This window comes from Pseudomonas sp. Bc-h (assembly GCF_002080045.1).
Classification (GTDB): domain Bacteria; phylum Pseudomonadota; class Gammaproteobacteria; order Pseudomonadales; family Pseudomonadaceae; genus Aquipseudomonas.
This window is the reverse complement of record NZ_MUIN01000010.1, coordinates 167,700-181,626: the sequence shown is the minus strand read 5'-3', so window position 1 is coordinate 181,626 and position 13,927 is coordinate 167,700. Positions and strand designations below refer to the sequence as shown.

The following is a 13,927-nucleotide window of genomic DNA, read 5'->3' as shown; positions in this document are numbered from 1 at the left end:
AAAACTCTATGTTTGAACGGTTGATTCAATTCGCAATTGAACAGCGCATCGTTGTGATGCTCGCTGTTTTGTTGATGGCGGGGCTTGGTATAGCCAGCTATCAGAAATTACCCATCGACGCCGTGCCTGACATCACCAACGTTCAGGTTCAGATCAACACATCGGCGCCGGGCTTTTCGCCCTTGGAGACCGAGCAGAGGGTTACGTTCTCTATTGAAACAAGCATGGCCGGGCTGCCAGGCTTGAAGCAAACCCGGTCGCTTTCGCGTTCTGGCTTGTCTCAGGTCACCGTTATTTTTGAAGACGGCACAGATCTTTTTTTCGCTCGTCAGTTGGTAGGTGAGCGCCTGCAGACCGCCAAGGAGCAGTTACCGGAGGGTGTCGAGGCCTTGATGGGCCCGATCTCCACTGGACTGGGCGAGATCTTTTTGTGGACGGTTGAGGCTGAAGATGGCGCGCGCAAAGAAGACGGTACCCCCTACACCCCTACCGACCTTCGAGTCATCCAAGACTGGATCATCAAGCCGCAGCTACGTAACGTCCCAGGTGTGGCTGAAATCAATACGATTGGCGGTTTTGCCAAGCAGTATTTGATTGCGCCAGATCCCAAGAAGCTTGCAGCGTACAAGTTGACCTTGAACGACCTCGTTGCCGCGCTGGAGCGTAACAATGCCAACGTGGGAGCCGGCTATATCGAGCGCGGTGGCGAACAACTGCTCATTCGTGCCCCAGGACAATTGGGTACCATCAAAGACATCGCGAACATCGTGATCGCGAATGTTCAGGGCACCCCAATCCGTGTCAGCAGCGTTGCGGATGTCGACATCGGGCAAGAGTTGCGTTCAGGTGCTGCGACCGAGAATGGTCGTGAAGTTGTTCTGGGCACAGTCTTCATGCTCATTGGCGAGAACAGCCGGACTGTTTCGCAAGCCGTGGCTGCAAAGCTGGCCGACATCAACCGTTCCCTGCCTGAGGGTGTTCACGCCGTCACCGTGTATGACCGTACCAACCTGGTTGAGAAAGCCATTGCAACGGTCAAGAAGAACCTGGTCGAAGGTGCCATTCTGGTTATCGCGATCCTGTTCCTTTTCCTCGGCAACATCCGTGCTGCCCTGATCACGGCGATGGTGATCCCGCTCGCTATGTTGTTCACCTTTACCGGGATGTTCACCAACAAAGTCAGTGCGAACTTGATGAGTCTCGGTGCGCTCGACTTCGGCATCATCGTCGATGGCGCTGTAGTGATTGTCGAAAATGCGATTCGAAGACTCGCCCATGCGCAGCACAAACATGGAAGGATGTTGACGCGGACAGAGCGATTCCATGAAGTGTTTGCTGCCGCAAAAGAGGCCCGTCGGCCACTGATTTTTGGTCAGTTGATCATCATGGTCGTATACCTGCCTATCTTCGCCCTCACCGGTGTGGAAGGCAAAATGTTCCACCCTATGGCCTTCACCGTAGTGATCGCACTTTTGGGTGCCATGATTCTCTCTGTAACCTTCGTACCTGCTGCAATCGCGATGTTTGTGACCGGCAAGGTCAAGGAAGAAGAAGGCGTCGTGATGCGCACAGCACGTGTTGGCTATGCGCCAATTCTCTCGTGGGTGCTGAAGAATCGACTGATCGCATTTTTCATGGCGTTTGTGTTGATCATCCTGTCTGGCGTTATGGCCAGTCGCATGGGCAGCGAGTTTGTTCCAAGCTTGAGCGAGGGCGATTTTGCTCTCCAGGCGTTACGAGTCCCCGGTACCAGCCTTTCTCAGTCCGTGGATATACAGAAACGTCTTGAGAAAGTCATCGTCGAGAAAGTACCTGAAGTGGAGCGGATGTTTGCACGTACGGGGACGGCAGAGATCGCCGCTGACCCCATGCCGCCGAACATCTCGGACAGTTACGTGATGCTGAAGCCACAAAGCCAATGGCCAGACCCAGGCAAATCTCGCGAAACACTCATTGCCGAGCTCCAGGCCGCAGCAGCAAATGTTCCGGGTAGCAACTACGAGCTTTCCCAGCCCATTCAGTTGCGGTTCAACGAACTGGTCTCGGGCGTGCGAAGTGACGTCGCTGTGAAAGTGTTGGGCGATGACATGACCGTGCTAAATCAGACCGCCACGCAGATTGCCGCTACCTTGCAGAAGGTGTCAGGGGCGTCTGAAGTGAAGGTTGAACAGACCACAGGCTTGCCGGTTCTGACCATCAACATTGATCGGGATAAGGCTGCTCGTTACGGACTCAACATTGGCGATGTCCAGGACTCAATTGCCACAGCAGTTGGTGGTCGTCAGGCCGGCACATTGTATGAGGGAGATCGTCGATTCGATATGGTGGTACGTCTGTCAGACAAACTGCGAACCGATGTGGCGGGGCTTTCGACTCTGTTGATTCCTATCCCGGCTACAGCTGGTAGCAGCGACCAGCAGATCAACTTCATTCCGCTGTCACAGGTTGCCAGCCTCGACTTGGTGCTGGGCCCGAACCAGATCAGTCGGGAGAACGGCAAGCGTGTTGTGATCGTCAGTGCCAACGTTCGTGGTCGTGACCTGGGTTCGTTCGTTCAAGAGGCAGGGACGAGCATAGAAAGCGGAGTCAAGATTCCTGCTGGTTACTGGACTGATTGGGGCGGCCAATTTGAGCAACTGCAGTCTGCCGCCAAGCGGCTCCAGATCGTAGTGCCGGTCGCGCTGCTGATGGTCATGGCGCTGTTGTTCATGATGTTCAACAACTTGAAAGACGGCATGTTGGTATTCACCGGTATCCCGTTTGCGCTCACCGGTGGGGTGCTCGCGCTGTGGCTGCGGGACATTCCGCTGTCCATCTCAGCAGGCGTTGGCTTCATTGCGCTATCTGGGGTGGCCGTCCTGAACGGCTTGGTGATGATCGCCTTCATTCGCGGCCTGCGGGAGGAAGGTCGGTCGCTGCGGGATGCGGTCAATGAGGGTGCGCTTACTCGATTGCGTCCTGTCTTGATGACTGCGCTCGTTGCGTCCTTGGGCTTCATCCCGATGGCCTTGGCAACGGGTACAGGCGCTGAGGTACAGCGCCCGCTGGCAACGGTTGTGATCGGAGGAATTCTCTCCTCCACTGCGCTGACACTCTTGGTACTGCCAGCGCTGTATCAGTGGGCTCATCGCAAGGAGGAGGAAGAGGAGTAACCGCTGAGTGGCTTGCGGCAGGCTACTGCCGCAAGTCGTATCACTGATGATGTTCGTGATCAGGGTTGTCGTGTTCGTCGCTGTGAAACCCTTCATGCTCCAGCTGGATGGTGCAGTGGCCGATATCAAAGGCTTTGCTCACGGACTCCGTCACCTCAGTAAGGATCTGTTGACCGTTGGATGCACTTGCGGGAATCACAATATGAACGCTCAACACATTCTTTCCACTGGTGACCGACCAAACGTGCAGGTCGTGAATAGCAACAACCCCTGGCACGCTCAAGATGGTCTGTTCGACTTTCTGCACCTCAATACCGCTCGGTACCCCTTCCAGTAACACGTTCATGCTTTCGCGCAGCAACACCCAGGTTCTTGGAAGAACCCAGAGACCAATGCCGGCAGCTACGATTGAGTCCACCCAACCCCAGCCGGTAAGCCAGATCACTACTGCGGCCACGATGACGCCGACCGACCCCAGCATATCGCTCCATACCTCTAGGTAAGCGCCTTTCACATTTAGGCTTTCGCCGCTTGCCGCGCCTAACAGTCGCATGGAGATGAGGTTCACTATCAAGCCCAGAATGGCGATGACCAGCATGCCGATGGACTGGATGGGAGCAGGTTCAACGAGTCTTTGGTAGGCCTCGTAGAGGATGTAAATGGCGACGAAAAAGAGAAGGATCGCGTTGAAGGCGGAGGCGAGTATTTCAAAACGCGCATAGCCGAAAGTCCGACTTCTGTCTGCCGGACGTTTGGCGATCTGAAACGCCAGCAGGGAAATGGCAAGCGCCGCCGAGTCAGTGAACATGTGGGCGGCGTCCGATAGCAGCGCCAAGCTGCCGGTAACCCATGCGCCAATGACTTCAGCAATCATGAATGTTGTGGTTAGAAGAAGTGCGATCAGCAGTTTTTTCTCGTGACCTGCTCGCACTTGGCCGTGGCTGTGACCTGAGCTCATCGACAAATCCTTAATCTGGGGGGATGGATAGAGGAAGCGTAGAACGTTGAAAATCAGACTGGCGTTGCAGCATGACCGTTCTTGGCTTGGGGCGAAATTTGAAGCAAAAAAAAGCGCCCTGCGGAGGCGCTTAAAGGTTCACCTTAACCAAAGGAGCTCGGGAGCTTCTAAAGGTGAATTGGGAGCGATACGGGAAACTGGAAATCAGCCGTCGGTTTTTTTCGTTTGATCGGCACGCGCTTTGTCGTCGGACTTTACGTATTCAGTAGCTTTGGCATCGCTCTGATTTTGGAAGCGCACTTCCTGAGCGATTTTCATTTTTTGAGCAGCCTGGCTGGCCAGCTCGCTGCCATCCTGGGCAAACACTGCAGTGGAAGAAAGAGCAGCGACCGTCAGAACCATCGATTTGAGCAGATTCATAGTTGATACCGTCTGATGAAGTGGCAGTACCTGATCACCAAGCGTTGGCTCATCAGGAGTTGGTATCAATAGTACTTGCGCGACCCTAACAGGAAGGTGAGCGAATAATTACAATACTGTAATGAGGGTTTCTTCAGTAAGTTGCCAAGATTGCGAAATGGTAATTTTTGCGCAACGTTCCAGTTAGTGGTGACTTGGTACCTTGAGTCATCACTAAATGGAGACCAACCCATGCGTATCATCAAGTCGCTTATCTTTGCCCTGACTGTCGCTGCCCCTGTCGCTTCTTACGCCTTTTCAAATGATGACTCGGCTGTAAAAAATGCCATCAAGGATCATCAGGCTGCCGTCGTCAACTACGCTGAGAAGAACAGTAAACCTGTGCCGAATGTTGTCGAGTACAAGTACGGGATGAAACTGGACATTGCGAAGGTTGTAAGAACCTCTCCAGAACTCAGAGAGTGCAAGGTTATTCCTCAGTTGATGACCTACGAAGACTCCAAGGGCGACTTGAATACCGTCCAATACCAGGTAATGAGCCGCTGCAGAGGCAAAAATTGATCCCGCGCTTTGCCTGGGCGCTTAGGCGCTGCCACAGAATCTCCACACTTAGCGGCCTATATGGCCGCTTTTTTTGTCTTACTAATTCGGCTCACAAAAAAGGTGCCCCTTAGGGCACCTTCATTTGATTGCACATCCTCAGCCACCTATCAGCGACGAGGCATGCGATCAGTTAAAGCACGCTCAGCGGGTACTCTACGATCAGCCGGAATTCATCCAGGTCAGACTCGAAAGCAGTGGCCCGTGTAGTCGCTTGGCGCAGTCGTAGTGACAGATCCTTCAAGCTGCCTGTCTGGACGACGTATTTCGCTTCGATGTCGCGTTCCCAACGCTTCTGATCCTTGAGGGGATTGCCGTCGGCATCCCGGCGCATGTAGACGCTGTTGGCGTTGGAGTAGTCGCCGTCTGTGCCCTTGCCGTAGCGGGTCATGAACGTCAGGCCAGGAACGCCAAAGCTGGTCATGTCCAGGTTGTAGGTCACCATCCAGGAGCGTTCTTTCGGGGCGTTGAAGTCGCTGTACTGGATCGAGTTCGCCACGTAGATAGAGTCAGACTGTCTCAGGTAGTCGAAGTCGTCATCACCTTGGTTACGCTGGTGAGACAGGGCCAGAGTGTGTGAGCCGTACTTCAACGCAACCTTGGCACTCCAGATGTCGTTGTCGAACTTCCCGAGCAGCTTTTTACCCTCGTCGGTGGCGTTGTAGTAGTTCAGGCTTGTGGTCAGCGCCATCTGGTCAGACAGTGGCAGTACATAGGATGCCGAGGCATATTTCTGATCCCATGCATCCTTCAGCCTGCTGCCATACAAGCCGACAGTCAGCCGGTCAGTGGCCTCATAGTCACCACCGAAGTAGCCAATCCAAGGCGAGTTCACCGGGCCACCGTAAAAGGTCACGAAATTATCGCGCATCGAGGTGGACTGGGGCTGACTCATCGAATGTAGTCGGCCACCTTGAACAGTCAGGCCGCTGAAGCTTTTGTTGATAGCCGTCACACCTCGGAAGCTTTCCGGAAGCAGACGTGAGTCACCAAACGACACCACAGGAGTCGATGGGAACACATCACCGACGTTCACTACGGTGTCGAATGCTCGAGCTTTCACCGAGCCGCCTACCTTCGTGTACTCGTCTTTTGCATTGCCATCTTTGTCGACAGGCAAGACGTTGAACGAGCTCTGCCCACCGTTACGTCCCCCCCCTGTGTCGAGTTTGAACCCCGACAGCACGAACGCATCGACACCTACGCCGAATGTGCCCTGAGTGAAACCTGATTCAAACTTCCCGATAAAACCTTGCCCAGTGGCTTCGGAATAACCTTTGCCAGACGGTGCAGATTGGCCCTTACGGTTATCACGGTTCATGTAAAAGGTGCGGCTAAGGAGATTGAGTGTGCTTCCCTCGATGAATCCTTCTTTTGGTTCTTCGGCAAAACCGACGATTGGCGTGACACTCGCGATAGTGGAAAACACTGCGAGGGAAATTTTCTTCAAGTGGGTCATGTGCGCTCCGTTCGAATCGGCAGTTTCTTATAGACGTCTCGACCTGGCTATTTTTTGTAAATCTGAGAGCTGCCAGTAGGCGCAATACTGACGAGTTGGAGATAACGGCGGGATGACTCGAAAATTACAAATCTGAAATAAAATCCATCATGGGTGACCGATCTTAGGTGAGGAATTATGGCTTGGTACTGTAAGCGAGACTCTGAATGCGTAATTGCACGGACTTGACCACCCATTTGCATTCGATCTGACCAGTCATTTGCGTTCGTAGTGACCGGTCATGTTGGACGCGCCTAAGGTTCTCGATAGGCACCAACCGCCCTCATATGGCCGTCGCGATATTGCGTACGTAGCGTAAGTTCGTCTTCCTGCGAAAAATCCCATAATGTCGCCTTAATCCAACATTGCTTCAATAGCGCAAGTTATGCAGCTGTGTTGGTTTTGACCATCAAAATCCTATTGTCAGCGTCGTTTCCGTTCCCTACAGTGCTTCCGTATGAAACGTTATCTGCGGTTCTGCCTCATTCTCCTCATCAGCCTCACGCTTCCCCTCACCGGGATGGCGGGTGTTCAAGCACCGACAGAACCTTGTCCAATGAAGACAATGGGTATGGCGATGATGGATGACATGGGGATGGACTGCTGTAACGACATGAAAAGCCCCGCAGACCATGGTAAGCCGTGCAAGCCGGGCCAGGAGTGCAAGACGGGCGGCATGCTGGAAGTCTCAATCTTCAAGCCAGCGGTAACGCCACTCACCCCCATCGCTTTTTCTCTTGTCAGCGACTCATCTCCGATCCAGCCTCCTTCCGGGGTATGGCGACCGCCGCGCACCTGATTCCTGATCGACGTTGAGCCCCATGTCGCCTAGGCGACGTGGACTGCCTGCGCGCGTTTTCTTTACGCGCAGCGAATGATCACAGGAATCGAAATCATGAACGCCAAGTGCTACTGCACCGGCTGGCCTGTCGTGGCTGGTCTGTTCGCAAGCGTGCTGGCATGGCCGAGTCTTGCTGCCACCTTAACGCTTGATGAAGCGTTACGGCTGGCAGAAAGCAACGCGCCTTCGCTTGCCGCACAAGATGCCAATATTCAAGCCGCCAGCAACGCGGCCATTCCCGCCGGGGAACTTCCCGACCCCAAGCTACTGGCAGGTTTGCAAAATTACCCTGTCGGTGGCCCAGATCGTTGGAGCGTCAACAATGACTTCATGACCATGCAAATGGTCGGGGTCAAACAGGAAATGCCCAACAGTGACAAACGCAGAGCGCGTATCGAAGTTGCGAATGCGGCAGTCGAGCGCGCAGCGGCGGAGCGCCAGGTCGAAAGGCTGAACGTACGTCAGTCGACAGCGATGGCATGGATCAGCAGCTATTCGGTCGAGCGTAAGGACGCGCTATTTCAGAACCTTTACCAGGAAAACCGACTGCTCTCAGAAACTGTCAGGGCGCAAATCGCTGGTGGCCGTGCTCAACCCGCCGATGCTGTGACACCCAAACAGGAAGCTGCGCTGCTCGCGGAGCAACAGGATGACCTCAGCCTTCAGCGAACCCGCGCACGTGCGGCACTCAAGCGCTGGATAGGTGCGGCAGGTGGAGATGATCCAGCAGGTAACCTGCCCAACTGGCCTGTTGATGCCTCCGGATACACACACAAGCTGCAACATCATCCCGAGCTGGCGGCGTTTGCGCCAATGGCTCGTGAAGCGCAGGCAAAGGTACAAGAGGCCGTTTCAGAAAAACGTCCGGACTGGAGCTGGGAATTAGATTATCAGCACCGCAATCGTGAATTTGGCGACATGGTTAGCGTGCAGTTCTCATGGGATTTGCCGCTGTTTCCGGACTCCCGGCAAAACCCGAAGATCGCAGCCAGACAGGCAGAACTCAGCCAGATCGAGGCGCAACGCGACGCCTTGATCCGAGAGCACACCGAGCAACTGGAAAGTGAACTGGCCGACTACACGCGGTTAAGTCGAGCCGTTTCGCGCAACCGTGAAAGCTTGGTGCCATTAGCCCAGCAAAGAGTCGAACTCAGCCTAGCCAGTTACCGGGCAGGCAAAGGTGATCTGAGCGCAGTGATCGCGGCCCGTCGTGAACTCCTTGACGCACGACTCAAGCAGATTGACGTGGAGGAACAACAAGCGTTGACCAGTGCTCGCCTGTACTTCGGCTACGGGGAGGCTCGCCAATGAGCAGACCGTGGAATGTGATTGTACTGGTGTGCCTGTCCATGGGACTTGGTGCGACAGGTGGATATTGGTTCGCGGGCAAAGCAGGTAATAGCCCGTCGACTGCGACTGAGGTGCAATCTTCGCATGACTCGAAGGGGCGCCAGGCCCTGTACTGGTACGACCCTATGTACCCCCAGCAGAAATTCGATAAGCCGGGCAAATCCCCCTTTATGGATATGCAGCTGGTTCCTCAATATGCCAGTGGCGACGGAGATGCGGCTGTGCTCCAAATCGATCCTGGCGTCACTCAGAATCTTGGCGTGCGACTGGCTGCTGTGACCCGTGGCGTGGTCGATTCCACGTTAGACGTTACCGGCTTGTTGACCTTTAACGAGCGCGACATCGCCGTGCTTCAGGCTCGCACCAACGGTTTTGTTGAGCGGGTGTACGCGCATGCGCCCGGTGACGTATTGGCGCTCAACGCTCCACTGGCAAACATCCTCGTACCGGAATGGGCCGCTGCCCAGACGGAATTCCTCTCTCTCAAAGCCCAAGGTGATGCGGCGCTGTTAAGTGCGGCACGACAGCGGCTGCGTCTGACTGGCATGCCTGCGGGGTTGATTGCACAGGTTGAGCGCACCGGAAAAGTACAGCCCTACCTGACAGTCACCAGCCCAATACGCGGTGTTCTACAAGAGTTGAATCTGCGCGTGGGCATGACCCTGGCAACAGGGCAGACGCTGGCTCAAATAAACGGATTGGACAGCGTTTGGCTGGCGGTGGCCGTTCCGGAATCCGAAGCCGGTTCCGTCAGCATTGGGCAGAGCGTCGAAGCGCGCCTTCCGGCCTTCCCCGGAAAGACGCTGACAGGCAAGGTCAGTGCGATTCTCCCAGAGACCAATCCGGACAGCCGTACCCTTCGTGTGCGCGTGGAACTCATCAACCCGGACGGACAACTCAGACCGGGCCTGACAGCCCAGGTGCGTCTGCATCACCCCGGCGAACAGAGCGTGTTATGGGTGCCCAGCGAAGCCGTTATTCGTACCGGACGGCGGGCATTGGTCATGGTCGCGGAAGAGTCGGGCAAGTACCGCCCGGTGGAAGTGCAGCTCGGGCAGGAAAGTGATGGCAAGACGGCAATTGCACAGGGCTTGAAAGAAGGTCAGAAAGTCGTCGCATCCGGCCAGTTCCTGCTGGACTCAGAGGCCAGTCTCAAAGGGATCATCGCATCAGCTCAAACTGATTCATCTACAGGTGTATCGCCGCCTTTGCATGAAGCTGACGGGCAGGTTGTCGGCATCAGCGACCGGACGATCACGCTCGCCCATGGCCCCTTCATTACCCTCGGCATGCCCGGTATGACGATGACGTTTCCTGTTGCTGATCCAGCATCAATGAAAGGTCTCAAGGTGGGTGACAAGGTTCGGATTGCAGCCAGCCAAACTGATGACGGGCTAGTCGTCGAACGGCTCGACAAGAAGGGGAGCCAACCATGATTGCCGCCCTCATCAGATGGTCAGTCGCCAATCGCTTCCTTGTGCTGCTGGCGACACTGTTCATAATGGCCTGGGGCCTTTGGTCGCTGAAAAATACGCCCATCGACGCGCTGCCGGATCTCTCCGATGTTCAGGTAATTATCCGCACGCCCTATGCGGGGCAGGCGCCCCAGATCGTCGAAAATCAGGTCACCTACCCGCTGTCCACGACCATGCTTTCTGTGCCGGGTGCAAAAACGGTGCGAGGGTATTCGTTCTTCGGCGACAGTTTTGTGTACGTGCTGTTCGAGGACGGAACCGATCCGTACTGGGCCCGCTCGCGAGTGCTGGAATACTTGAGTCAGGTGCAAAGCCGTTTACCGGCAAACGCGAAACCGGCACTGGGCCCCGATGCGACGGGTGTCGGCTGGATTTTTCAGTATGCCCTGGTGGATCGCAGCGGCGGGCATGACCTGGCGCAACTGCGTGCTTTGCAGGACTGGTTTCTCAAGTTTGAACTCAAGACGCTGCCTAATGTGGCCGAGGTTGCCACCGTGGGCGGCATGGTCAAACAGTATCAGGTGCTGCTCGATCCTATCCGGCTGGCCAGTCAGGGGATCACCCAAGCGGACGTCAGTGCTGCTATCGGCAAGGCCAACCAGGAAGCCGGAGGCGCAGTGCTGGAAATGGCGGAAACCGAGTTCATCGTGAGAGCCTCAGGCTACCTGAAGACGCTCAACGACTTCCGGTCGATCCCGCTCAAACTGGGAGCTGGTGGCGTACCTATCACGCTTGGGGATGTCGCCACAATCCAATTGGGGCCAGAAATGCGCCGGGGTATTTCCGAACTCGACGGTCAGGGGGAAACCGTGGGTGGCGTCGTGGTTTTGCGCAGCGGCAAGAACGCTCGGGAGACCATCGCGGCGGTCAAGACCAAGCTGGAAGAACTCAAGCAGAGCCTGCCGACCGGGGTGGAAATCGTCACGACCTATGATCGCAGCAAGTTGATCGACCGTGCGGTGGAAAACCTCAGTCATAAGCTGATCGAGGAGTTCATCGTCGTCGCCTTGGTGTGCGCGGTTTTCCTGTGGCACTTGCGTTCGTCGCTGGTTGCGATCATCTCGTTGCCGGTGGGTGTCCTGATCGCTTTTATCGTCATGCATCATCAGGGCATCAACGCCAACATCATGTCTTTGGGGGGCATCGCCATTGCCATCGGTGCGATGGTCGATGCCGCCGTGGTGATGATCGAGAACGCTCACAAGAAGGTTGAAGCGTGGCATTTGGCTCACCCCGGAGAGGTGCTGAAGGGCGACAGCCATTGGCAAGTGATGACGGAAGCTGCAACAGAGGTCGGCCCGGCCCTGTTTTTCTGTCTGCTGATCATCACCTTGTCGTTCATCCCGGTGTTCACCCTTGAGGCCCAGGAAGGAAGGTTGTTCGGGCCGTTGGCGTTTACCAAGACCTACGCCATGGCGGCGGCAGCAGGTTTGTCCGTCACGCTGGTGCCGGTACTGATGGGCTACTGGATTCGCGGGAAGCTGCCCGATGAACAGAAAAACCCGCTGAACCGGCTGCTGGTCAGGATTTACCGACCTGCGTTGAGTGCCGTCCTGAAGCGTCCCAAGACCACGTTGGTGATCGCCTCACTCGTGTTTGTCAGTGCAGTGTGGCCACTCTCCCAACTGGGTGGCGAGTTCCTACCGCCATTAGACGAAGGCGATCTGCTTTATATGCCATCTGCTCTTCCTGGTTTATCCGCTCAAAAGGCTGCGCAGCTGCTGCAACAGACTGACCGTCTGATCAAGACCATTCCTGAGGTCGAGCACGTTTCTGGTAAAGCCGGTCGCGCGGAAACCGCTACTGATCCTGCACCGCTCGAAATGTTTGAAACCACCATTCAATTCAAACCGCACGAGCAATGGCGTGCGGGTATGACACAGGAAAAACTGGTTGATGAGCTGGATCGCGTGGTGAGGGTTCCAGGGCTGACCAACATCTGGATTCCACCGATCCGTAACCGCATCGACATGCTCGCCACAGGAATCAAGAGCCCCATCGGCATCAAGGTTGCGGGTACAAACCTCACTGAGATCGATGCCGTCACACAGGCCGTGGAGCGTGTAGCCAAGACTGTGACCGGCGTCAGCTCGGCGCTGGCAGAGCGCCTTACGGGCGGGCGTTACATCGACGTCGATATCGACCGGAAAGCAGCTGCGCGTTATGGCCTGAATATCACCGATGTTCAGTCAATCGTGGCAGGGGCCATCGGCGGTGAAAACGTCGGGGAGACGATTGAAGGGTTGGCCCGTTTTCCGATCAACGTGCGTTACCCACGGGAATGGCGTGATTCGGTAGGGGCGCTAGAGCAGTTGCCGATCTATACCCCTCAGGGAAGTCAGATCACCTTGGGTACGGTAGCGAAGATCAACGTCACCGATGGCCCTCCAATGCTCAAAAGTGAGAACGCACGGCCTTCTGGCTGGGTGTATATCGACGTACGTGGCAGAGACTTGGCATCAGTTGTCCGCGATCTGCGCCAAGCCATCGGCCAGCAAGTCACTTTGCAGCCGGGGATGAGCTTGAGCTATTCGGGGCAGTTCGAGTTTCTTGAAAGGGCGAATGCCCGACTAAAGCTGGTTGTTCCAGCCACTTTGCTCATCATTTTCGTGCTGCTGTATCTGACCTTTTCACGAGTTGATGAGGCGTTACTGATCATGGCCACTCTCCCGTTCGCACTCACCGGGGGAGCTTGGTTCCTCTATCTGCTCGGTTTCAACCTTTCGGTGGCCACAGGCGTTGGTTTTATCGCACTGGCGGGAGTTTCTGCCGAGTTTGGCGTCATCATGCTGCTCTACTTGAAGAATGCCTGGGCAGAGCGTCAAAGCGTTGGTGACAGCTCAGAACACGGGCTGATCGAAGCAATTCGCCAGGGCGCGGTGCAGCGCGTACGGCCAAAGGCAATGACGGTGGCCGTCATTCTCGCTGGGCTGATACCGATTCTCTTAGGCAGCGGAACTGGCGGTGAGGTGATGAGCCGTATCTCGGCCCCCATGGTCGGCGGGATGGTTACAGCTCCGTTGCTTTCGCTTTTTGTCCTGCCTGCCGCATATCAATTGATGCGTCGCAGGCAGCTATCCATCAAATCTGCACGTTCTCAGGAGAAAATTGTATGAAACTGACTCAATCTGTTGTCGCTGCCACCCTGCTCGCGCTGTCTCTTTCTGTCTGGGCTGACGACATGCCGGGCATGAAAATGGATGGAATGGGTAGCTCCTCCGCCAGCGCGGCACAGGCCGCGAGTGCCGAGGGGATAATCAAGGCGATTGATCACGACAAGCACACCATAACCATTTCTCATGGCGCTGTTCCGGCTGTGCATTGGCCACCAATGACGATGGCGTTTGCTGTGGCAGATGACCAGATCGTTGGGCTTCAAGTTGGAGACAAGGTGTCATTTTCCTTTTCACAACCTGGAGGTAGAGCAACCATCGTTTCGATAAAAAAGTGATGTAGCCTGCAGGGCGATTGCTGTCATTTTCACTTGGCAGCAATCGTGCAGTTACCATACCAACGCTAGGCTGGAGCTGACATCATCTGGCTTCATAGCTGGCCGCCACTTCATCATTGCCCTGCCGAGGTAGGCCGACGATTTGGTACGCATCACGTACCGCGCTCCGGCCAATTTCTGGC

Annotated in this window: 10 protein-coding genes; 7 read left to right on the top strand and 3 right to left on the bottom strand. The window is 55.5% G+C overall.

Annotated features, from left to right (window positions below; all coding sequences use genetic code 11):
- Positions 1–8: 8 nt before the first annotated feature.
- On the top strand, positions 9–3,152 hold the full coding sequence (locus BWR59_RS19825) for a CusA/CzcA family heavy metal efflux RND transporter (protein WP_081567348.1): 3,144 nt from the start codon (positions 9–11) through the stop codon (positions 3,150–3,152).
- Between the two features lie 40 nt (positions 3,153–3,192).
- On the opposite strand, the gene BWR59_RS19820 is transcribed toward BWR59_RS19825, so the two are convergent.
- On the bottom strand, positions 3,193–4,110 hold the full coding sequence (locus BWR59_RS19820) for a cation diffusion facilitator family transporter (protein WP_081567347.1): 918 nt from the start codon (positions 4,108–4,110) through the stop codon (positions 3,193–3,195).
- Positions 4,111–4,314: 204 nt separating this feature from the next.
- Entirely contained in the window at positions 4,315–4,530 is a 216-nt protein-coding gene (locus tag BWR59_RS19815) for a hypothetical protein (RefSeq protein ID WP_081567346.1), read from the bottom strand.
- A gap of 231 nt (positions 4,531–4,761) precedes the next feature.
- On the opposite strand from BWR59_RS19815, the gene BWR59_RS19810 reads away from it, so the two are divergent.
- A complete protein-coding gene (locus BWR59_RS19810; protein WP_081567345.1) occupies positions 4,762–5,091 on the top strand; it encodes a DUF2790 domain-containing protein in 330 nt (109 codons plus the stop codon).
- Between the two features lie 172 nt (positions 5,092–5,263).
- On the opposite strand, the gene BWR59_RS19805 is transcribed toward BWR59_RS19810, so the two are convergent.
- Entirely contained in the window at positions 5,264–6,589 is a 1,326-nt protein-coding gene (locus BWR59_RS19805; protein ID WP_081567344.1) for an OprD family porin, read from the bottom strand.
- 496 nt (positions 6,590–7,085) lie between these two features.
- On the opposite strand from BWR59_RS19805, the gene BWR59_RS19800 reads away from it, so the two are divergent.
- The 5 genes from BWR59_RS19800 to BWR59_RS19780 all read left to right on the top strand — a co-directional run bounded on the left by BWR59_RS19800 (position 7,086) and on the right by BWR59_RS19780 (position 13,745).
- Positions 7,086–7,427: a hypothetical protein gene (locus BWR59_RS19800; RefSeq protein WP_081567343.1), complete on the top strand. Its 342-nt coding sequence runs from the start codon at positions 7,086–7,088 to the stop codon at positions 7,425–7,427.
- Positions 7,428–7,523: 96 nt separating this feature from the next.
- Entirely contained in the window at positions 7,524–8,780 is a 1,257-nt protein-coding gene (locus BWR59_RS19795) for a TolC family protein (RefSeq protein ID WP_081567342.1), read from the top strand.
- Positions 8,777–10,255: an efflux RND transporter periplasmic adaptor subunit gene (locus tag BWR59_RS19790; RefSeq protein ID WP_081567341.1), complete on the top strand. Its 1,479-nt coding sequence runs from the start codon at positions 8,777–8,779 to the stop codon at positions 10,253–10,255. The genes BWR59_RS19795 and BWR59_RS19790 overlap by 4 nt, the downstream gene beginning before the upstream one ends.
- Positions 10,252–13,410, top strand: coding sequence for an efflux RND transporter permease subunit (locus BWR59_RS19785; protein WP_081567340.1), 3,159 nt, complete (start codon positions 10,252–10,254; stop codon positions 13,408–13,410). Before BWR59_RS19790 ends, BWR59_RS19785 begins: the two co-directional genes overlap by 4 nt.
- Complete coding sequence (locus tag BWR59_RS19780) at positions 13,407–13,745, top strand: copper-binding protein (RefSeq protein ID WP_081567339.1); 339 nt, start codon at positions 13,407–13,409, stop codon at positions 13,743–13,745. Before BWR59_RS19785 ends, BWR59_RS19780 begins: the two co-directional genes overlap by 4 nt.
- Positions 13,746–13,927 lie beyond the last annotated feature (182 nt).